Raw genomic sequence first — 23373 nt, forward strand, 5'->3', positions numbered from 1 at the left:
TCACAGATTGTTAATATTTTTTTTTAGAAATTGAGTACTGAATGGCTGCTTTTTATTCATTACTTGTGTATTGCACTCATTTTTAGTGATGATATAACTTATTATCTACTTTTAATTTTATAGTTATAGGATAGTTTTGTTGGTCTCAGTTTGGACTTAAAACCCTGTATTTTATTGCAGAACTTTAGTGATACGAAAAAATCTTTATCTTAATCTTATGAGTACAGATTTAAGAAAAGGTTCGCATACTATAAGTCGATTAACATGTCATGTTGTTTGGGTTACCAAGTATCAATTTAAAGTTTTGAAGGAAGGTATTTAAAAGCACTTTCGGGCAGTTTTGATACAAAATATGTGAAGCACAGAAAGAATAGAGATCTTAAAAGAAATTGTAAGTTCAGATCATGCTCTTATACATATCGAATATGCACCAAAGTAAAATGTGAGTTCAATTTTAAAAAATTTTAAAGATTCTAATTTCATTCTCGACTGAAATGAAAAGAGGGATTTTAGTCTTTCATAAAACAAACGGCTACACTTTGAGTACAGAGTTGTTTAGTTTCAAAATTCCAGGAATAAAATATTGCTGCCGTTTTTTTTAAATCATTATTTCATCCGGCTTAATGTTTCAAGCAACTTGAATTTACAACAATCCTATTTTTTTAGCTTTACTAACTAGATCCTTATCGCTGCCTTTTCCCTCTAAAAGTTGATCTTTTATGTTAGCTTTTCTTTTTTCTATAGCACTCATAGAAAGAGGAATGTAGTTTGGGAGATTAATAGTTTTAACTCCCTGAGAAATTAAGACTAATATCTCGTTATCATAAATATCCCAATTTATATTTTTTTTAAATAATTCTCTTTGGGATTCTATGACTCTTTTACTTTGATATATACTCCCATCGGTAATTTTTTTGAAAATAGATGGGAATGATTCAGAGGTTATATCATTTTTAGAAAAGAGTCCTTCAGGTTTAATTTTTTTTATGATTCTATCTAAGGTTAAAGGTTCACTTTTCATTGTAATAATTATTATTTTACAATCTGTAAACTTTTCTTTAATTAATAGAGCCAAATCTACACCATTATTAAGATTATAATCTTTATAAGCTGGGAGACTAGCATCTAATAAAGCTAAATTTATATTTACTTGCCGTTTTATTTTGTTGTAGGCATCTTCACAATTATGGCTTTTTATAAAATTCGGTTTGTTTTCTTGAAAAACATTCTTTGATAACAGATTAATATAACCGTCAACAATTATTGGAAGATTATCTCCAATCAAAATTTCATAATTCATACTTTATAAAGTGTTTTATTGTTAATAATAGAAAAACTAATAAAAAGTGGAATAACAGTTAAGATCTTTTTCATCGCTTAGACTGCATTTTTGCTCGCATGCCAACTGGTTGTTATAAGAAACATTCCAATCTATTTTGGTCACATTAATTAAAACTTATTGCAGTATAAAACATGTAGCTCACGTCAATAACATTGCTGACATACAGGTTTGTATCCCATTCTTGTGTTGGAATAGTAATTGAAACACTATTGAAAGAACCAGTATTATCGGTTTTCCAGATAGTAATAAAAGCATCTAGGGCTGAATCTGCCACTCCAGCCTGAATCTGAATGGCAAATAAAAAAAAGTAGTAAAGTGTAAAGTTTTCTCATAAAACTATTATTTTGGGGCTATAATAATTGGATTTTATACGACAAAAGTATCGTTAAAATTTTAACAGTTTAGCAATGCAAATACACCCTAAGAAGAATCACAAAATTTCGGATGTTAAAAACAAATTCACAAATAACTCATTTATAAACATTTAAACAAAACAAACAGAAAGTTTTAAAAAAACGAGGAATAATTATTTGACAAATGTCAAACTTTATTTTTCAGATGTATCAAGAATTTACCTACAAAACAAATTTAAAAACCTACAAATTAATAAGCAAAAGAAGACAATACACCTAAACGTAACTTGATTATAGATATGAACTAAAGAGCAGAAGTGAAATTAAATTATTAAAAAATCGATAAAAATCTTATTTTTAATGATTTAAAAAAAATGAAAAAAAAGGAATGTGATTTATTTGATAATTGTCAAACTTTATTTTTCAGATGTGTTACGAATTTGGCTACGAACACGGCTTAACGTTTCAAGATTAATGCCCAAAAAGGAGGCAATGTATTTTAACGGAATTCGGTTAGAAAGGTGTTTATATGTTTTTAAAAAATATTCATACTTGATTTCAGCTTTACTTAGTCGTCCCACTAAAGCTCTGATTTCAGCCTGAGCATAGTGTACTTCGTAAAACCGTCGTGCTGTTATATTAAATTCCGGCTCAATATCGTACAAATATTGTAAGTCTGAATATTTCATCCCTAAAAGATCCGAATCTTCGATTGCTTCCATATTTTCTTCACTTGGTATTTGAAATATAAAACTATAAATAGACGCCACCAACTCATTTTCGACTGTAATCCAAGTGGTAATTTCCCTATTACAATCTTTCACGTAACCTCGAATTGCCCCTTTATTCACAAAATAAATCATATCGCAAATCTCACCTGATTTATGCAATTTTTTACCTTTTCTTAACTTTATCGGGTAACTATTTTCGGTAAGGAATTTTTGAGAACCCTCACTGATAGGATAAACACTATTGAGAACGTATAAAAGTGTAGCGGCTTCTTCGGGAGTACTATGGCAAGGCTGTAAATTCAAATTATTCATAATCCGATTAAAAAAAATCTATTGGTTTATTTGGGGCATTTTTATTAGGCAAATATAATTGTTCAGGATAAAGAAAAACAAAACCCAAAGAATATAGTTCAAAATAAATAAAATGCAACTATCTCTATTCCAATACTTACAACTCTTGTAAATACTGTATTTCCTACTCTGAATTTGTAAACAAAAAGTAGAAAAAAAGTTAAGCTAGATTTTTTTGTAACTAGTTAATTTAACTCATTGGTACAATTAATTTTTTAACAATATAAAACAAAGAAAACCTGTATTTTTATTTGCTTTTTTGACAAAATCTAAATCTATTATTTCTTTCTTATTTGACTCTTGATGTTTCAAGCAGCTTGAATTCACAGCAGTCCTATTATTTTAGCTTTACTAACCAAGTCTTTATCACTGCCTTTGCTTTCTAAAAGCTGATCTTTTATGTTAGCTTTTCTTTTTTCTATAGCACTCATGGAAAGAGGAATGTAGTTTGGGAGATCAGTAGTTTTAACTCCTTTAGAAATTAAGATTAATATCTCATTGTCATAAATATCCCAATTTATATTTTTTTTAAATATATCTCTTTGTGATTCTATGATTGCTTTACTTTGGTATATATTCCCATCTATTATTTTTTTGGAAATAGAAAGGAATGATTCAGAGGTTATATCATTTTTAGAAAAAAATCCTTCAGGTTTAATTTTTTTTATGATTCTATCTACGGTTAAGGGTTCACTATGCATTGTAAGAATTATTATTTTACAATCTGTAAACTTTTCTCTAATGAGTAAAGCCAAATCTACACCATCATTAATATTAAACTCTTTATAGGAAGGAAGACTAATATCTAATAAAGCTAAATTAATCTTTACTTGTTGTTTTAGATTTAAAAATATTTTGTTGTAGGCGTCTTCACAATTATGGCTCTTTATAAAATTTGGCTTTCTTTTTTGAAAATCAGTTTCTGATAATAGATTAATATAGCCGTCTACAATTATTGGAAGATCATCAACAATCAAAATTTCATAATTCATACTTTATAAAGTGGTTTATTGTTACTAAATTAAAAAAACAAGTTATTTCCAACTACTATACTGATATTCAATTATTATAATAGTTGCAAAGTAATATTAAGTAAGGAAGTATGAATAGGGATAAATCAGTAAAATTAAGGGGGCAAATTCGCAATCGATTTAAAAAAAAATAGGCATAAAATAATAGTTGCGCTTTATATCAAAATAAGGGATGCTTTTTAGCTACACACGAAAAAGCACGCCGACTGACATTATTTTGATAAAGTAAACAAAAGGCTGTAAGGTAAAACATTACAAATGAGAGCTATTCGGTTAGCCTTTTTGTACGCTGCATTATAAATGACGAAATTGGTTTCTATAACTTGTAATGCATCCAACTTTTAAAAAATCTCAAAATTTTTATATTTCAACTAAGACATAAGCAATCAAGACAATACTATTAAATATTACAATACTTACTTACATTTGTAGTTAATATATTCAAATTTACACACTGATTAATCTTACTTAAAATAACTTTCCCAAAGAGTTGTTTTAAAATTACACCTCACAAAATCGTAAAAAAACAACCTACAAAAAATCACGAAATGACAAGATTTACTATTAGAATTCTAATTCTATTAGCTTTATTTGTTACCTACACATTTAATGCTCAAATCAAAAAAATTGGAATTCCTTTTATAACAAATTATAGTCCAAAAACATACAAGGCTGCCTCTGAGAATTGTGATGCCATACAAAACTCTAATGGAATGATGCTTTTTGCTAATCATTTTGGCTTATTGCAATTTGATGGAACAAGATGGGACATAGTGGCGCAGCCTAAAAATAAAAGTATGGTTCGCTCTCTGGCAATTGATAAAAACAATAAAATTTATATTGGAGCACAAGGAGAGTTAGGTTATGCTGTACAGCAATCAAATGGTCAATATTTATATAACTCTTTGATGAAATTAATTCCAAAAAATTCAAGAAATTTCGGAGAAGTAATACATACAATTATTCGGGATAATGAAGTTGTTTTTTTTTCGAGAGAAAAAATATTTATCTATAAAAACAACAAAATCATAGTTTTATATTCTGAAACTAATTTTAATGACTTTTTCGAAGATAATAAAAATATATATGTTTCCGATAATAAGAAGGGACTGTTTATACTAAAAAATGACGCTCTTGAACTAATGCCTGCAGGTTTAAAGTTTGCCGAAATGAAAATCAGAAAAATCTTTGAAATCAATAATGATTTAATACTACTGACACAAAAAAAAGGACTATACATCTATAAAAACAATCAATTAAAGCCTTTCAAAACTGAAGCAGATCATTTATTAAAACAAGGTCAAATTTCTGTCTGCATCAAAATATCGGGCGGATATTATGCAATTGGAACACGTCAAAAAGGATTGGTAATTATTGACTATGATGGAAATCTAATTCAGCATATTAACAAGCAAAAAGGGTTACAGAATGATTATGTTACGAATCTTAAAATAGATAAAGAAAATAATCTGTGGGTTACATTAAAAGAAGGTATTGATCTTATTCAGATTTCTTCTCCTTTCTCAAGAATATTTGATACCACTAATTTTGAATCTAAAATACACAGTAGTCAAATTTATAAAAACAAACTTTATATAGCAACCGACAATGGAGTTTTTTGCTTAGACTGGGAAGCTTATAAAAACAGAAAAGACGAAAATGTTCATTTTCAAAACATCTCTGGTATGTCTGAAAATGTATGGAATCTAGGTCTTTTCGACGATGTTCTTTTAGCATTTGAAAATAATGGAATATTTGAAATAAATGGGAATACTGCAAAACTATTAGCTAAAAATGATGGGTTTTGGAAAGGGACGCTTTTACCAAATCATCCAGACTTATTGCTTGTTGGAGGGTATTCAGGTTTGTATTTATTAAAAAAAACAAATCATTCTTGGGTATATCAAAATAAAATTAAAGGGTTTGGTGAAAACTGCCGTGTAATTGAAATAGATAAGGATGAAAACATTTGGATCGCACATGGATATAAAGGAATTTATAAAATAAAGCTCAGCAAAAAGCTTGAAAGTGTAGCTAGAGTTCAGTTTTATGACAAAAAAAATGGCTTTCCATCCAGTATCTTCTTAAATACTTTCAAAATTAATAATCAAATACTATTTGGCACAACAAAAGGAGTTTATAAGCAAGACTCTTTTTCAAAAAAAATGATTCCCGAATCTTTCTTCAAAAAATATTTAGGAACCCAAAATCATATTCGTTTATTAAAATCAGATGACCAAAATAACATTTGGTATGTTTCAGGAGATAATACGGGAAAAATTATTAAAAAAAACAATGGTGCTTATGATGTCGAAGAGTTACCGTTCAAGAAATTAAGATATTTTCAGATTCCCGGCTTCGAAAACATACAAACTACCAAAAACGGAGATGTTTTTTTTGGAACCCAAGAGGGCTTAATGCATTATGATCCTTCAATAAAAAAGAGCTATCAGTCAAAATTTAAGTCAATTATTTCTGAAGTTAAATGTATTTTTCCCAAAGACAGCTTGTTGTTTTCAAGCAGATTAGATGCACCCTCTATAAATACAAAATCATCTAATAAAGCAATTTATCCAAAATTACCCTTTTCAAATAATGCAATAAAATTTTCATTTTCATTATTATCTTATGATGATATAGATGGCACAAAATATCAATATTGGCTGGAAGGTTTTGAGCCAAAATGGTCTGATTGGAGTCTACAAACAGAAAAAGAATACACAAACTTATCTGAAAATGAATATGTTTTTCATGTAAGAGCAAAGAATATATACGACAATGTCAGTAACGAAACTATTTTTAAATTTGAAATCTTGCCTCCTTGGTACCGAACAAAATGGTCCTACTTATTGTATTTATTACTTTTTGGAACAATGATATATACCATTATAAAATATCAGCAATATCTTGGAACTCGTGAACGCGAACAATTAATAATCAATCAAAAAAAAGAACTTTTATTACATCGTGCCAAAGCAAATGAACAAAAATTAGCGTTAGAGCACAAAAATATGGCTATAATCTGTAAAAATTTGGAAGCAACAATTAATCTTAAGAATGCTAAGGTTGCTTCAAATACTGTAAATCTCATCCATTTAAATAAAATTTTATTATCTATAAAAGAACTCATAAGCCAAATTGATAAAGAAAATGATTCGAATACTAATTTTAATATATTAACAAAAATAAACCGAATAATAGAACACGAACTGCAAGGTGATCAACAATGGAATGAATTTGAAGAAATTTTTAATCAACTCCATAGTAATTTTATACATCGTTTGAAAACAAGTTACCCTGAATTGACACCCCGTGATATGCGCTTGTGCGCCTACTTGCGAATGAATTTCAATACCAAAGAAATTGCACCACTTTTAGGTATTTCTATTAGAGGCGTTGAAGATACCCGATATCGCATTCGCAAAAAATTACAACTTTCATCAGAATCCAATATTACTGAATTTTTAATTAATTATTAATTAAAAATTCAGTAATTACCACGTAAAATCTTATACGTGAATATACGTGATTTACAAAATTTAACCCTAATTTACTTATTCACCGTAATCAAACCGTAGTTCAAAATTTGAGTTTTATATACTTTGGATGCTAATATTGTCGATTATTAACAAAACTGTTAGTGATTATAAATAGGGTCTATCATCTAATTTAAAAAACAAAAATTATGAAACAAAAAAGAAATCTTGAACTTGATTATTGCAAAAGCGCAATTAATTGTAACTAACTTATTACGAATTTACACGCATTGTAAATGCATAATTTACTACAATCACTATAATACTTATCAAATAATTACTAGAAATGACAAAATAATAACATAAAAAAAGGATTCATTTAGCTGTCTTTTTAATTTAAATACATTCAAAAAAATAAATATAATTATGCGAAAATTTAATACAAATATTAAAATTATACTCTTAATTCTGTTTGTTGCAAATAGTTTAACTACCAATGCACAGACACAACCTTTTCCTGCTAACAAGACTTATTCACAAGGACTTATGCCAAGTAATAGAAATAGTCAAGATGCTATTAACAATTATAATATATGGAAGACAAACTTTTTAGAACAATGCGCGAATGGTCGATATAGAGTAAAGTTTGATGATTCAAGCAAAACAGTATCTGAAGGAATAGCCTACGGAATGCTTCTTACGGTTTATAGTGGTGAGAGATCGATTTTTGATGGTCTTTGGAACTACTATAAAGATAACAGAGATGCAGCTGGTCTAATGAATTGGAAAATTAACGGATGCAATGGTGGAGCTGCAGGTACTGGAGGTGCTGCAGATTCAGAAGTTGATGCGGCCATGGCTCTTATAATAGCAGATTACCAATGGGGTTCCATGGGTTCAATAAATTATAGTACTGATGCAAAAACATTAATTAATGCCATTAAAATTAATGAAGTGGAACAGGGAACATTTGTTCTTAAACCTGGAGAATTTGGAGGCAGTTCAATTACAAATCCATCTTATTTTGCTCCAGCTTATTTTAGAAAATTTGCATCTTTCACTAATGATTCTTTTTGGAATGATGTAGCTGCAAAATGTTATCAAATAATCAATAATAATCTGTCTGTCAACGGAGCTGCTGGAGGATTAGTTTCAGACTGGTGTACTGCTTCCGGGGCTTATTCCAGCCAAGCTAGTGGTTATGCAAATGGAGGAACCAAATATTCTTATGATGCCGCACGCACTCCTTGGAGAATAGCTGTTGATTATGTTTGGTATGGCAATACTGAAGCCAAAAATTATTCAAAAAAATCATCCGAATTTGTTAGAATAAACTTAGGCGGTTCACAAAATATCGTAGACGGATATAACCAGAATGGTTCAAAATCAAGTCAATATCATAATTCAACCTTTGTTGGGGCTTTTGCAGCAGCTGCTATGGGAGGTGATAACCAGACGCATTTAAATAATTCGTATTCTGACTTAGTAGCCATAAACGAACCGTACTCCTACTACAATCAAACACTGAAAACACTTTATTTATTTCTATTAAGCGGAAACTTTTATTTGCCAGACGGCCCTGTTATCAATCCGCCAAGCAGTACAATTATTAATGGAACGGTTTATAAGATTATTGGGAAACAAAGCGGAAAAAGTGTTGATGTTACTGATGTTTCAAAAAACAATGGAGCAAATGTGCAACAATGGAGTTACGGTGGTGGTGAAAATCAAAAATGGAAAGCGGAAAGTATTGGTGATGGGTACTGGAAATTAATAAATAATAACAGCGGAAAGTGTCTTGAGGTTAGTGCTTATTCCAACGCTGATGGAGGCAATATACAACAATGGGATTATACGAACCATGCATACCAACAATGGAAAATCGAAGCTACAGGAGATGGTTCTTACAAACTAATTAATAGAGGAAGCGGAAAATCGATGGATGCTGCTGGAAGCAATGATGGATCAAATATACAACAATGGTCTTATGGCGGCGGTGATAATCAAAAGTGGTTTTTTGATAGTGTAAATACTCTTGTCAGTAAAAGTACTCTTAAAACTGAGAACTCAGAAAGTATAGTTGGAAAATTGTTTCCGAATCCAACTTCTGGAATAGCATCACTGGATGTAAGTGAAAATACCACTGTAAAAGTGTTTGATTTAGCAGGTACAATTGTTTGGCAAAAATCATTTGTTATAGCTGAAAGAGCCAACTTAGACTTAAACCACTTGAAAGCAGGTATTTATATCGTAAAAATGATCAAAAATGGTACTATTGATTCTCAAAAATTAGTTATCCAAAAATAAATTTAGTCTCAATGTCTATAAAAAACAGGAGACTATTTTCAATAATTATAAATTGCTGTGTTTTAGAAAAGAAATAGAACCTGAATAATTGCTTTGAATTAAAGATAGAATAAAATCCATTTAAAAATTCGGGGAAGAGCAAAACAAGTTCTTTTAAAGCAACTGCCAAATAAAGGAAATACCCTTGTTTTTTTATAATTAGCTTCAAATAAAAAAAACTTAACCTACGGTTCAACCAAATTTGGATCATTATAAATAAAATTATGAAAAAAAATAAATTTCGAGGCTTTGCTGCCTCTTTAAAAACATTACTTCTCATATTATTTACTAGTTTGACCTATAGCCAAGGTTCTATTCCATTTACAATAGATAACACTTCTACATTTAATGATAACGAACTATATGTAGCAATTGTTGGTATTGATTATACAAATGGCCAACACGTTTGGGTAAATGCCAAAACAAGTCAAGTATTGCCGATGAGCGCTTCATACAATACAATTACAGGACCTACCATTGGCGGGAATACAGGGCCAGGACAGAATTCAAAATACGCCAATTGTTTTACAAAGTTGAGTGATATTCCAAACAAGACCTTTACATTACCAACTATTGCGGGCTGTAGAGTATTTATCGCCAAAGGGCAACAATTGTACTTTTATTTTTTTGGTGCCAGTGGAGCCCCTTCAGGATACACTTCGCCAAATCCATTAAATGCAACCGATCCCAATCAAGGAATTTTATATGAAATTATTGAACTAACAAATAACCAATATGGTTTTTTCGGCAATCCTTCAAGAGTGGATTCCTATAAATATCCAATGGGTCTTGAATTATTCGGTGCCAATGGTTATCAAAAACGTGTAGGTGAATTAAAAAAGCATGAAGATATAATTGCTGCTTTCAAAGCCAATGTACCAGCTGAATTTCAAGGTTGTGTAAATAATACAACAGGCGAAATTACTGCTCCATCAAAAACTCCAGCTTTTGCAGATGGGACCGGCGGAACAACTGTTGGAGCACAGGCTAATTATTTAAAACCATACATTGATGCCATTTGGAACAAATATAAAAATGAAGATTTAATATTTTATGCCGGTGATGCCGGTGTTTTCAAAGGAAGAATAATAGGAGAACAACTGGAAATGGTTGGTCAATCTGGCGGTTTTGTTGGACGCACTGGTCGAGTTCAATACAGACCTTCTACACAAGAGGCTCTTGAAGGAAAAGGCGTTTTGGACAGAAGATTGGTTGATGGAGATTTGGATCTTGTCATTCAAGCTCAATTAACAGCTGCAATTAACAGACACATGGTAAATGTTACCACTACAAATCCTGGGCAACAAAACTGGTACAATGCTTCACAATTCTATCAAACAAATCCAACCAATCATTATTCAAAATTTTGGCATCTGCCTGGAATTAGTGTTGATAATTTGGCTTACGGATTTGCCTATGATGATGTAGCTGATCAGTCACCATCGCTTCATACAACGCAACCAACTAAGGTAATCGCCAGTTTTGGAGGATATGCAGGAACTGTTCCTTCAATACCCGCTTCAACCGATGTGATTACGGTGTATAAAGATTGTAATTATATTGGTTTTTCAGGAGGACTAACGATTGGTGATTACAACTTGGCGCGTTTAAAAACATTAGGCATCCAAGATAATGACATTTCATCTCTTAAAGTCGCTCAAGGGTTTCAAGCAATTTTATACCAAGATGATAATTTTGGAGGTAGTGCAACAGTCATCAATTCTGACAATACTTGCCTAAATTCGACTTGGAATGATAATGTGAGTTCGATTCGTATTCTTGCAAATGGAACAATTAATTTAGGAAACACCTACTATCTGCAAAACAAAAATAGTGGTTTCAATATGGAGGTTACTGGGCTAAACACTGCCAATAATGCTAATATTGCCCAAGGTCTCCCTAATAGTGGAGACAATCAAAAATTCATTTTTACTGATCTAGGAGATGGCCTTTATAAAATTATTGCAAAACATAGTGGTTTATCACTTGATGTAAAATCATTTGACAAAAGTAATGGCGCTAATATTGAGCAATATACTTATGCAGGAACTCCAAATCAACAATTTGTATTAGTTTCAACTGGGGATGGTTATTATAAAATAATAGCTAGGCACAGTGGTAAATTGGTTGAAGTTTCAGGAGCGAGTACCGTTAACGGAGCCAATGTGCAACAATGGGAAAATGTAAACCAGACTTGTGGACAATGGAAATTAATTCTTGTTACCACTACCCCTGTTTCAACTTTAATTCAAGCCGAAAGTTATTCGGCTATGAGCGGAATCCAAACCGAAACTACTACAGATACAGGAGGAGGTTTGAATATAGGATATACCGAAACAGGAGATTGGATGGCATATAATAATATCAATTTTCCAACAACAGGTTCTTATTTAATAGAATACAGAGTAGCAAGTGCGGTAACTGGTGCTAAAATATCTTCTGATTTGAATGGAGGTACAATAGTTTTAGGAAATGTGGATATTCCAAATACTGGAGGCTGGCAAAATTGGCAGACAGTTTCGCAAACCGTGACTATTACAGCGGGTACTTATAATTTTGGAATCTTTATTCAAAATACTGGAGTGAATATCAACTGGATTAAAATTACTAAATCAGGAACAGCAAAAGGAACTTCGACTACTGAATTAAAAGCAGAAGTTACTTCTATAAGTAAAACTTCAATTCCGGAAGACACAGTATTTACTGTTTATCCAAATCCGGTAGAGACCACTCTTTTGTTTTCAATAGATATAACAGGAACTTATGCTAACATTATTGATTCACAAGGAGCTTTAGTTTCTAAACAAAAAATCAGTAGTAATAGCCTTGATGTTTCCCAACTAAAAGCTGGAATTTATTTTGTTGTTCTGGACAAAGAAGGCACAAAAATAGTAAAGCGATTTATAAAAAAATAATTTCGAATTAAATAAAAGCCTTGAACATTCTACTGAAATTGGAATTGTTTGAGGCTTTTTACTTTTTGTTGCCCCATTGAATACCTAATAACTAGTAACTATTAAAAAAAATCCCTCCTTTAAGAAGTTTTTAATTTTTATTAAAATCAACTAGCTTCTTTATCCCATTATTAAGATTAACTATAACAATTCCATTCTTTTGTTCGAGACTTTTTACAGGGACTAAGTCCTTTTTATTCCATTTCTCACCAGATTTTTTCCAGAGCATAAGCGTTGCATAAATATTAGATTCCTTATTATCTGGATTAAAAGTAGCAGCAACATCAATTACTTTACTGGCTTCGCTTTCCGGGTGCAGGCCTTTGGCAGTAACCACTTCTGTCGTATCCCAGCCTAAAAGCGGAATCATAGCCAATTGGTATTTTCCATTATCAATAATAGTCACCTCTTTACCTTCTATTTTTCTTGTTACCGTTGTAATTTCTTTGCCAATTTGTGGCAAAGCATAATGTCCTAACCGCATAGTAACTGAAACTGTGCTAATGTTTTTATCTATTCTTAAAACTCCGTTTGGCAAAGGAATATCTGCCAAATTCATTTTAACTTGTTCATTAGTTTCCAAAACGGCATCACGGTAATAAACACCGTCTTCAAACTTTTTGAACGTAAATAATCGCAGAGGTTCCCATTCCTGTTTTTCATTTTTAAAAACATAATTCATAGCAACTTCCCCGTTCGCGCCATCTGCCTGCCAAGGAAAAGTGCTATTATAAGACAGGCGGTTGTAATTTTCTGTTGATCGGAATCCTTGCCAATCGTCTTTTTTCTTTTCATGGCACCACGCTCTTATCTCCGAAGCTCCAATAGCTGGATAATCAGTAATTAATATCTTAGAACCTTCTTGAAAATTATTATAAACCTGATCTGTTTTGAATTTGGTTTCCCAGTCTCCTTCATTCTCTTTAGCTGTCCAAAAAGGATTATCATCTGGCAATAATAGTCCCAGAAAAGCTTTTCCCATCCAATATACGCTTCCCCTGCAGCTATACACTTGAACGGCGGGCTCAAATGCTCCGTAAAAACCAAGTGTGGGCACATTGTCTTTCATAAATTCCGGGTGTTCTAAAAATTGTTTCAAAACTCCAGATGAAATTCTTCGTAACCAGCCATTATTAACATTAGCATCCTTTTCTAATCCCATAAAAGGAAAAGCAGCAATGGTGGCAATCCTGTAACTAATACTGCGCCCAAACATAATCATCTCTCCGTTACGGCTAAACATTAAAGGATAATTGGAATTGAGATCTTTAAAATTACTTCTAAACTTTGAGGCATATTCCGGATAATATTTATTTCCAAAATATTCGGACCATAAAGCTCCATACAATTGATAGCCCCACATACTGTAATAATCATAGGCTGGATTATCGTTGTACCAGCCATCGCCTCTATAATCGTTTAAAGATTTTTGCAGATATTCCTCTAACAATTTTTCATTAACGGGATACCCCTGATCTTTGAAAAAACTCAATACAAAAATGTTAAAAAACTTCCAATTAGATGGTACCGTAGGACCATCACCATAACTCAGCATGGATTTGGCCAATGCATCTTTTTGATCTTGAGACAGCGGTTTCCAAAGCACCTCAGGATTAGTCAGCATCGATATTGCTATAGCTCCATATTCTACCAAATTCTGGCTCGGGCCTCCATTTTTGGCTCGGGGAACAATATAAGAAGGACTATTAGGATCGATTAATTTACTGAATTGATGCCTGTAATACTCTGCTACCTTGATTTTATTAATTACTAAATTAGGATTTTCCTTCAGAAGTGGAGAGGCAATAAATAAAGTCCTGCTCAAACCTTCTAATTTCTCTGTAGGCACTTTACTTTCATCTTGAGGATAACTTTTTCCCGGCTGTTTTGGGAACTTCATTGGATCATCAAGAGTATGGACATAACTAAAAGCACCTTCCAACAAATAAAGTGCGGCATCTTTCCAATGCTGTTTTGTCATTCCCGTATAAGGACTGAGACTGTAATTAGGATTTTTTATCTGAAAAATAGCTGCAGTATTTTCTTTTTGCTGTGCAAATAAAGATGCGCTGAAAATACTGGCTAAAAACAGCATTTTTTTTAATTCATTCATTTTGAAATATTTTTGTAATTATTAAGCATTTACAATTTGTTTTTCCTTGCTTATGAAATCTTAATTACTTTTTTATCTAATTCAGGCGAAAAAAGCTTCAATAAAATTAAACCATAATACACAAGTGTAAAAAATACGCTTTTCAAATATATGATTATATCTTATAATTTCTGTTTTAAAATCATGACACCATTTAATAACTTCGTTTGTGTGCAGATGCTAATTTGCTAACATTTAGATCCTACTTTTAGGTTTATTAATTTTCTTTAAAGTCTAATAGACTCCATTTATCAAACCATTTCAGAATTGGTTTCTCATCTGTAATCGTTATTGGTAACCAAATATAACTGCCATCTATAGGATTATCAGGTTTCCATCTATCGGCCATAAAAATAAACTGGTCTTTTTTTCCTTCTACAGATAAAATATAAGTGCTTTGCGAATGAAATGTCAGCGAAGCATCTTTTCCAATGCATGGATTTCCCAGAGATTCCCATGGTCCCCAAATGGATTTAGATTTAAACGAGCGTGCCTCATTAGGATCCCAGCCGGTACATCCAGAAGTTATCATATAATACACCCCTCCTTTTTTAAAAACGGCTGGTGCTTCATTATGGTCTGCAGGGGCAACTCTTGTCCATTTTTCTGTAAAATCTAAATAATCATCGATAAGCTCCGAAATATGAAGCGTCAAATTATCTTCTGATGCATGTATAAGATATGCCTTGTCATTATCATCAACATAAACAGTCATGTCTCTAGACATTTGTCCCTTATCGAAATCTCTGCGGATAAACATACCGTTTTTGATTGCTTCTCGCCATTCTGGAGTCCATGACTTTAATGCACTCTCATCACTTGACGCTGATTTGAATTTATCATCAAAATTAATTGGCCAAACACCTTTATTGGGACGATATGATTTTTTGAATTTAAAAGGTCCATTAGGAGTGTCACTTATTGCAACGGCTGCTCTTGCGGCATCATAACCTTGTCCTTTCAGTTCTAGATGAAACCACATGATATATTTACCCGTTTTTTTATTAAAAACAACTTTTGGACGCTCCATAACACATCCTTTTGTTATCTCAGAATTATGATCTTGTTCAACCTTTAGAACAATACCCTCGTTTTTCCAGTTGTATAAATCTTTTGAAGAATAACAGCTGATTCCTTTCAAAGAGGTATTTCCTCCACGTCCTGAAGTCTTATATTCTCCATACCAATAATATGCTCCGTCAACAAAAAGCATACCGCCTCCATGGGCATTAATATGCACACCATTAGTATCTTTCCATTGTTTTCCTGGATTGAAAAAATTGCTCTGACTGAAAACGAAAGAACATACCAAACTTAAAACTATCGAACATATTAATCTCATTTTACTTTATTTTTTTGATAAACCCTGATATAATCTATCATGTATTTTGATGGAAAACTAGCCGCTGTAAAATCTCCTCCATTAATTCCCCCTACCGCCAGATTTACTAATAAATAATGAGGCTGCTGAAATGGAAGTATTTTTTGATTTGCATTTTGAATTGTTTCATCAACATTAGTCTCATTTATCAATTGATTATCTACATACAGCTTAATCGAATGGGCATCCCAATCCATTCTCCAAATATGAAATTCATCAGCCCAGTCTTTTTTAAAATCAGTTAATGGAACTGTTTTACTATCCCATGCCGTAGTTCCTGTATTTGATTTCCATGCCGCATTGGCTAATATTTTCCCTGTATAATATTCCATAATATCAATCTCGCCGTTTGCCGGCCAATTGCCTTGAACTCCCAATGTCCAGAATGCCGGCCACATTCCTTTAGCTACAGGAATTTTAGCTTTCATTTCAAATCGGCCATATTGCCAGGAATGTTTTCCGTGAGTTATTAAACAAGAAGAAGTCACTTTTATGGAATCGCGGTTTTTGCGCCAGTCTTTATGATTATAAGAAACAAAATCAGGGTTTATTTTGCTTTCTGTTTTGGCTTCGATTACAAGAAATCCGTTTTGGCAATAGGCATTTTCCTTTTGATACCATTGATTTTCATTGTTTCTGACAAAGCCTTCCTCATAATTCCAATTCTTTTTATTTGGAGGGCCATTTATATTAAATTCATCTGTCCAGACTAACTTATAATCTTCAGGTTCTGAAGGTCTTTGTTTGTGCTTGACAAAACTAAAAATTAGCGTCAGGACAATTCCTAATACCAAAAACTTACCAATAAATCTCATTTTAAATGTATTTTAAATCAAAATAATTATGAGCAATTCTAAGACTGCAATATTTAAATAAGGGATCCCGAAAGATCCCTCATCATTACCAAAGTAAAAAACCAATAATATTCTCTTTCATCTGCAATTCGTTATTTTTTAATAATTTGGAGTATTTTATCTGGATGCGATTGAATCTTTACCAGATAAATTCCCAGAGGCTGATTTTCAATATTCAAATGAACTTTACCACTTTCACTTAAATAATTCGATGTTGAAATTAATTTACCATCCAAAGTATAAATTGCAATTGTAACTAAATCCTCATTCGTTGGCAAAATAATATCGAATTGACCTGTCGTAGGATTTGGAAACGCACTAATTGCATCAACAGATTCTTCTTCCAATGTATTCAGCAAAGTATTTGATTTTTTATCAGTTAATCTACTTTGAATTGCCTGTGATAATGTTTTAACCTGTAAAGCAGCAGAATACTGACTTTCTCCTCCAGCATTCTCTGATGCAATTTTATAGAAGTAATCTGTATTTGATGCTAAATTTGTGTCGCCAAAAATGCTGTCTTTTACATAAGCTGCTAAAATTTCGTAAGTACCATCTATAGCTGTTGATCTTTTAATTTTATAAGATTCTGCTCCTGCTGCAAGCGACCATTTTAAATTGATTGCTGATGCTGATAATGCCTCACCCAGAAAGTTTGTTGGAATCGCTGGAATGACAGGCTGATCATAAACCAATATTGCTGAATATGCTGACTCAACATTATCTTTACCAACAACTTTGATTCTATACTCGGCATGTGTACGAACCAGATCATTTTTTTCAAGAATATTGTAATTCGTTGATTCATAAAAAACTGAAAATGCGCTTTCACCGCTTAGCTTTCTTTCAAGAACATATTTATTTACTAACTCCTGATTTGTTCCTGTCCATTTTACTGTAATATTTTTATAATCTGATGAAAGGGCATAACTCAAAGTTTCCACTTTTGTTTTCCACACAGGAATGTATTCCTTAGCTGAATTATAGGCTTTCGCCGATGCATTTTTAGCATAATATTGTCCCGCCGGAGTTAAAACCGTATAATCAGTTGCTGTGCTGGAAATTACTGGCGCTGTTTGAAGCCAAACATAACTCTGCCAGTTTGGATTTCTTGTTTTAAACGCATCATTTATAGTAACATACATTGCTCTGGCATCTTGTACCCAATTGTATATCGAATAGCGCTCTACATAATCGGCACTTTCCAGAACAGTTAATATCGCCGCCAAATCATTTTTGTGTTTAGTTGCATTCGCATCAGTAAGCTTATTAACATCATCCGGAAAATTATTAGCTGTCCAGTTTGCACCAATATTCCATTCTGTAATCCAAATTGGTCTATGGTATTTATCATATATGTTCTGTAAATCACTTTTCCATTGCGCTGCAGTTTTATACCAGTAACAGTGCAACGCAACATAATCAACTCGATAATTATTAGCCTCTGCCTTAGTCATAAAATTAGCCATCCATGGATTAAAAGGATCTGACGTCGCAGGAGAACCCACTCTTAAACCAGACTTTAGAAGACTTGGCCAAGAACTTATCGCCGCCTCAACTGTCATATTTGATTGATCAGGACGGTCTGGTTCATTAAATCCTAATAAATGTGTATACCCATCTTTAGTATATGCAGGTGTAAATGAAGGCCAATATTGAGTTTGTCTTATCGGAACATATTCTACGTTTGGAGTAGTATCCATTCCTGTATTCCAATTGTAATACCAGGTGATATTTGTTGCATTTATAGCTTCTGTACTCCCGCCGGCAAGTCCTTTTTTAGTGACTTGATGCCATTTCATTGTTCTTACAAATGAAATTGTTCCTTTTAAATTAATGGGTAAAATCGGAACTTCAAGATCTTCGTTTTCTGCGATATAAACTCTGCTGTATCCTGATCCATCTGCGCTTGTTGCAAAAGTTGCCATGTAACCTTTTTTTAATTTAAATGATTTGACCGCATTATCAAAAGATCCTAAATTATCAAATGGCATCACCGTAACATATTGCTGAGATGTTCCTCCATAATTTTCTTCAGTAAAAACTTGTAAAGGTTGGTAATTGGCAGAATAAGAAGCCACAACAGAACCTGAACCATAATTTGTGACACTCACATTAGTACCATTGCCTGCTAAAACACCGTTTACCGAAACATACTGTAGCTGCGAACTGATAACTGCACTCGGTTTAATATTTTCAAAATACAAACGGTTATCTGCTGAATTTAAATTTACGGTTGAATTGATTAAAGGATTATATCCGTTTTTTAGATATAAAGATGCCGACCCATTTAAAACTACTTTTGATTTTGTATAAGCCACAACGCTTGTGTTGGCCGTAATATCTAGGGTTTGCAGTGAAGGACTAATAACTTTCTCTGGCGCGTAAGCCGCATTCTCAAAAGTAACCGAAGTAATTGCCATGTCAACAGCACCAGCTGCATAATTTTTACCAATAACGATACTTGCTGTTTGTTGTCCCTGAACCTTTAAATCACTTATTCCAAAAAGTGCTTGGGCTCCAGTTACATTAATATAGTAAGTACCTGCAGTCTGCGATTGAAATGACAAATCTCCTATTCTTAATTTATTAGCAGCTCCTGTTACAAAACTTTTAGATGCCATAACTGTCCCTCCACCATTTGCTGCTGTGGAAACGGATACACTCATTTGAGAACCCGGACTTAAATTCGAAATGTATTCATATATCCATGAAAACTGATACCCTTTTGAGGCTTCTAGCAGCACCGGAAAAGAATAAACCGAATTTTGAAGTGTAGTACTATCCCATCTGATATACAGTAGTCTTCCGCTGTAAACTGAATTATCTGATTCAAATGTATGACCGGAAGTTACATCCATAAATCGTGCGCCGCTAGTACTGTTTGCTGTATTAAAAATAGATGGAGAAGCAACATTAGTCCATCCATAAGCAGCTGGAGTTCCTGCATTATCATTAAAAAATCCGTCCCAGCTATTAATTAAATTTGAAGATTTCAATTTTAAATCGGCAATCGCCATAAGCCCATAATCACCCGTAATTGTCACATAGTAATTACCCGTAAAATTCGAAACAAAAGATAAATCCCCTTTTCTTAATTTGTTGGCATTACCGGTTGTAAATGATTTAGAAGTTATAACTCCTGATCCATCAGCACCTGACGAAATCGCTACATTCAATTTGGCGCCTGGAGCAGCATTAGAAATGTATTCGTAAATCCATGAAAATTCATATCTCAAGCCTTGTTCCAATTTAACTGGATAACTATATGTTGAGGTTGAATAACTTGCGTTGTCCCAGCGAATGTACATTAATCTTCCGCTGTAAACTGTGTTATCTGATTCAAATGTATGTCCCGAAGTTACATCCAGATATCTAACACCACTGGTTGAATTAGCAGTATTCCAAGGAAGGCTTGCAGAAGTATTAGCCCAGCCATAATCATTAGGTTTTCCAGAATTATTCCCTGTAACTCCTGCCCATCTTCCTAGTAGATTATCAGTGCCGTATGCTATTGCTGCTCCTGAATTATCATTCAAAAGATCAAGCGTTTTCGAAGTTAAATAATGTCCGTCCTGATAAATATTGGCAACTCCGTCTTTTATTGCATACCTATAAGTTTGTTCCTGAGCATTATCTGCTGAAGTACTTAAATTATCTGGCAATGACAAGATTGTTGTATTATTAAAAGTAGTTTTATCTAAAGATGTTCTAAATCCGAGTCCGCTTGTGTTTTTAACCTCAACATCTAATCCTCTGCCAGTCGCCGCATTAACTTTGGCTTTTACTTCTAAAGTAAACTCGGTTTGATTAGATAATGGAAATGATATAATATCTGAATTCACAGCACTTGTAAAAGTCTTAGAACCATTTAATGTTGTGGCTAAACTTGCTTTTACAGGCAGATTAGGAGCTTGTGCATGTATATTGAATACAAAAACCGATAACCAGAATAATAAAAATGTGTATAATTTTTTCATATGAAATATTTGTTTTAAAAATTATTTTAAAATTTTTGTTTAATGCTTTCATTGGTAACCGACAAAATTATTTGCTCAAGAAAACTTCAAGACTTCTGTTTATGAGATTAAAACAGAATCAGATTATTCTTTTCGCTATTATTAACAGGCAAAATTTTATTGAAATTTATAGTTATCATTATACATTGTTGAATCTGTAATTCTTCTTTTAAATTATACAGTCACAATATATTTATTCATGCGGATTATATAATGACTGCCAGCATTATCCCTTATAATCTGGGATAATGCTTTAGCAGTCAACATTTATAAAAACTACTATCTAAGAGAGTTTTTTTAGTTTAGAAATCTTTCCAGGATAAATCAACTGCAGTAAAAGAAAACAATTCCAATTACTGCAGTTTAGATATTTTTATAATTAAACAGCTGATTAAAGTTTGGTTTCATCTGCAACGGCATCCTGCCATTTATCCCAGACTTTTACGTTTGCATTGTAACCGTCATAACCAAAGTTCTGGCTTAGCTGCCCTTTAATATTAGCCGTTATAGCGCTGTTTGGAATAGGCCAGTAATTATTGCGTTTGTCCATGGTATAAAACTTAGTACCATTTGGAACAACAATACCAGCTGGATATTTGTTGTAAAGTGTATAATGCACAATACGCTGATACCAATAACTGCCTCCAGATGAACCTATTCCAGATTGTTTATCCCAATCCGTTTTACTGTATGTCTGACCCCACTCATCTGGTTTTCCGCTAAGGGCGAGACAGTGCGAGATACGTTTTAGCTCCACATTCCTCCATTCTTCCAGATAAAGTTCTCTTCCTCTTTCTGCACAAATATCACCAATAGTTACTTGGGTATACATTTGTGCGGCTCCAGCTCTAGCTCTTATAACATTCACATCCTGAGCTGCGCCAGCAGTATTACCTTGATAGAAACGTGCTTCTGCTCTTAACAGATAAGTTTCAGCTAAACGATATAAGTACCAATGCGCTTTGCTTCCCGTACTAGCTCCCTGAAAATCAGTTGCATTTGGATTTGTTTCATTTACAACATCATGCAGATAGATTTTATACAACGGAAAATCAAACCACTCACGAAGAGTATCTTTTGACAACAGAGTGGTACCATTTTTCATTCTAAAATTTTGCTGGTAGTACGCAGAAGTCTTATCACTGTATTTAAGATCTACCATATTCACCCAGTTACCAACAGTACTGTTATGTCTAAGATCTTGCTTATCCTCAATACCGTTTACGACCCACATAGGATGCTGTGAATAATAGGAAGCACTAATAGTAGCAATACCACGTCCCAGTGCTCTTGCATAATCATATTTAGCTTGGTAATTAGCATTGTTTGAGGCAAAACGGCCTGCTGCCTGTTTACCATCAGGCGTAGTAAGCGTACCGGAATTCCAGTTTGGACCAAAAATTCTCATAGAGGCAAATCCTAAAAAAGATTGTACTCCTCCGTTTGGCATTACCATGATAGCTTCTTTATTACCAGCAATAACCTTATTTTCAGGCCTGTGTAAATCCCAGATCACATTTCTGCTAATAGTCCATGTTGTTGGATTTCCTCCTGGATCAAAAGTTCCAAAATTGCTTTGCATTAAAGAATATCCCGATTGATTAATAAGAATATTGGCCTGTGCTTCTGCTTCTGCAAATCTGCCGGATGCTAAATAACACTTAATCAATAACTGACGGCATGCGCCTTTGTTCACCACACCTAGATAAGGTAGTTTTGACTGCTCTGGCACCCATTCTACAGCCTTCTCCATATCGGCTGTAATCATTTCGATGATCGCTTCTTTTTTGGTCGAATAATAACTCTGCTTCGGAACCTCCAAAATTTTAGTAATTAACGGAATATCTCCAAATTGATAGACTAGATTAAGATAACGGTATGCTCTATGAAAATAAGCCTGACCAATATATTTACGTTTAACTTCTTCAGTTAAACTTGTTACATTATCAATGTATGTCAATACAGTATTCGCATATTTAATGCCAGTGTAGCCTTCATCCCAGTAAAATCCTAGGTAAAAATCGTCATTTGTTGCTGTTTTAAAGCTTCCGGTAGGAACTATAGTGTTAGCAAAATCAGAAATAGTGCTGCTATTATCCGTTTTTCCATATTTTGCCATATCAGAGAAAACATATTCCGTACCTATCGGCACACTATTACCGGCAGCATTATAATGAATATAATTATTACGCAGTCCTTTATCAGCAATTGCTAAAACTGCCTGCAATCCAGATTCGGTAGTAAATGTAGTTTCTGGTTCGTAAAACGAAAGCGGATCCGGTTCCAAAAAATCCTTTGAACAAGAAACCAAAAGAGCAGCCACTGCTACTAAAGGTGCAAGTATTGAGATTTTATTTTTTATATATCTTTTCATTGTTGTAAT

General features: G+C 32.9%; 12 protein-coding genes. 3 read left to right on the forward strand and 9 right to left on the reverse strand.

The genetic code is table 11. From position 1 onward, the window contains the following. Positions 1 to 643: 643 nt before the first annotated feature. The 4 genes from CLU83_RS11525 to CLU83_RS11535 form a co-directional block, all read right to left on the reverse strand. Entirely contained in the window at positions 644 to 1300 is a 657-nt protein-coding gene (locus CLU83_RS11525) for a response regulator transcription factor (RefSeq protein ID WP_100431750.1), read from the reverse strand. A 145-nt stretch (positions 1301 to 1445) separates the two neighbouring features. Continuing rightward, positions 1446 to 1616, reverse strand: coding sequence for a hypothetical protein (locus CLU83_RS22110; RefSeq protein ID WP_157802083.1), 171 nt, complete (start codon positions 1614 to 1616; stop codon positions 1446 to 1448). Positions 1617 to 2111: 495 nt separating this feature from the next. Then, positions 2112 to 2729 (reverse strand): Crp/Fnr family transcriptional regulator, encoded by a 618-nt coding sequence (locus CLU83_RS11530; protein WP_157802084.1) that lies wholly within the window; start codon positions 2727 to 2729, stop codon positions 2112 to 2114. A 371-nt stretch (positions 2730 to 3100) separates the two neighbouring features. Next, positions 3101 to 3769: a response regulator gene (locus tag CLU83_RS11535; RefSeq protein ID WP_100431752.1), complete on the reverse strand. Its 669-nt coding sequence runs from the start codon at positions 3767 to 3769 to the stop codon at positions 3101 to 3103. Positions 3770 to 4356: 587 nt separating this feature from the next. Between CLU83_RS11535 and CLU83_RS11540 the strand changes: the two genes are divergently transcribed. From CLU83_RS11540 to CLU83_RS11555, 3 genes are all read left to right on the forward strand, one after another. After that, positions 4357 to 7287, forward strand: coding sequence for a triple tyrosine motif-containing protein (locus CLU83_RS11540; RefSeq protein ID WP_100431753.1), 2931 nt, complete (start codon positions 4357 to 4359; stop codon positions 7285 to 7287). A 423-nt stretch (positions 7288 to 7710) separates the two neighbouring features. Beyond that, positions 7711 to 9591: a glycosyl hydrolase family 8 gene (locus tag CLU83_RS11545; RefSeq protein WP_100431754.1), complete on the forward strand. Its 1881-nt coding sequence runs from the start codon at positions 7711 to 7713 to the stop codon at positions 9589 to 9591. A gap of 263 nt (positions 9592 to 9854) precedes the next feature. Next, a complete protein-coding gene (locus tag CLU83_RS11555) occupies positions 9855 to 12545 on the forward strand; it encodes a beta-1,3-glucanase family protein (protein WP_100431756.1) in 2691 nt (896 codons plus the stop codon). A gap of 130 nt (positions 12546 to 12675) precedes the next feature. Here CLU83_RS11555 and CLU83_RS11560 read toward each other — a convergent pair whose 3' ends face one another. From CLU83_RS11560 to CLU83_RS11580, 5 genes are all read right to left on the reverse strand, one after another. After that, positions 12676 to 14697, reverse strand: a complete 2022-nt coding sequence (locus tag CLU83_RS11560; RefSeq protein WP_100431757.1) for a DUF2264 domain-containing protein — start codon at positions 14695 to 14697, stop codon at positions 12676 to 12678. Between the two features lie 256 nt (positions 14698 to 14953). Then, positions 14954 to 16078 (reverse strand): glycoside hydrolase family 43 protein, encoded by a 1125-nt coding sequence (locus CLU83_RS11565; RefSeq protein WP_100431758.1) that lies wholly within the window; start codon positions 16076 to 16078, stop codon positions 14954 to 14956. Then, complete coding sequence (locus tag CLU83_RS11570; RefSeq protein WP_100431759.1) at positions 16075 to 16932, reverse strand: family 16 glycosylhydrolase; 858 nt, start codon at positions 16930 to 16932, stop codon at positions 16075 to 16077. The genes CLU83_RS11565 and CLU83_RS11570 overlap by 4 nt, the downstream gene beginning before the upstream one ends. Before the next feature lie 131 nt (positions 16933 to 17063). Then, positions 17064 to 20951: a glycosyl hydrolase gene (locus tag CLU83_RS11575; RefSeq protein ID WP_100431760.1), complete on the reverse strand. Its 3888-nt coding sequence runs from the start codon at positions 20949 to 20951 to the stop codon at positions 17064 to 17066. A 430-nt stretch (positions 20952 to 21381) separates the two neighbouring features. Next, positions 21382 to 23364, reverse strand: a complete 1983-nt coding sequence (locus tag CLU83_RS11580) for a RagB/SusD family nutrient uptake outer membrane protein (RefSeq protein ID WP_100431761.1) — start codon at positions 23362 to 23364, stop codon at positions 21382 to 21384. Positions 23365 to 23373 lie beyond the last annotated feature (9 nt).

Origin of the sequence: Flavobacterium sp. 1 (genome assembly GCF_002797935.1) — a bacterium.
Taxonomy (GTDB): Bacteria; Bacteroidota; Bacteroidia; order Flavobacteriales; family Flavobacteriaceae; genus Flavobacterium.

Excerpts from the sequence above, each read along its gene's own strand:
- CLU83_RS11565 (WP_100431758.1), bottom strand. The coding sequence starts at position 16,078 with ATGAGATTAATATGTTCGATAGTTTTAAGTTTGGTATGTTCTTTCGTT.
- CLU83_RS11535 (WP_100431752.1), bottom strand. The coding sequence starts at position 3,769 with ATGAATTATGAAATTTTGATTGTTGATGATCTTCCAATAATTGTAGAC.
- CLU83_RS11575 (WP_100431760.1), bottom strand. The coding sequence starts at position 20,951 with ATGAAAAAATTATACACATTTTTATTATTCTGGTTATCGGTTTTTGTA.
- CLU83_RS11540 (WP_100431753.1), top strand. The coding sequence starts at position 4,357 with ATGACAAGATTTACTATTAGAATTCTAATTCTATTAGCTTTATTTGTT.
- CLU83_RS11525 (WP_100431750.1), bottom strand. The coding sequence starts at position 1,300 with ATGAATTATGAAATTTTGATTGGAGATAATCTTCCAATAATTGTTGAC.
- CLU83_RS11560 (WP_100431757.1), bottom strand. The coding sequence starts at position 14,697 with ATGAATGAATTAAAAAAAATGCTGTTTTTAGCCAGTATTTTCAGCGCA.
- CLU83_RS11545 (WP_100431754.1), top strand. The coding sequence starts at position 7,711 with ATGCGAAAATTTAATACAAATATTAAAATTATACTCTTAATTCTGTTT.
- CLU83_RS11580 (WP_100431761.1), bottom strand. The coding sequence starts at position 23,364 with ATGAAAAGATATATAAAAAATAAAATCTCAATACTTGCACCTTTAGTA.
- CLU83_RS11570 (WP_100431759.1), bottom strand. The coding sequence starts at position 16,932 with ATGAGATTTATTGGTAAGTTTTTGGTATTAGGAATTGTCCTGACGCTA.
- CLU83_RS11555 (WP_100431756.1), top strand. The coding sequence starts at position 9,855 with ATGAAAAAAAATAAATTTCGAGGCTTTGCTGCCTCTTTAAAAACATTA.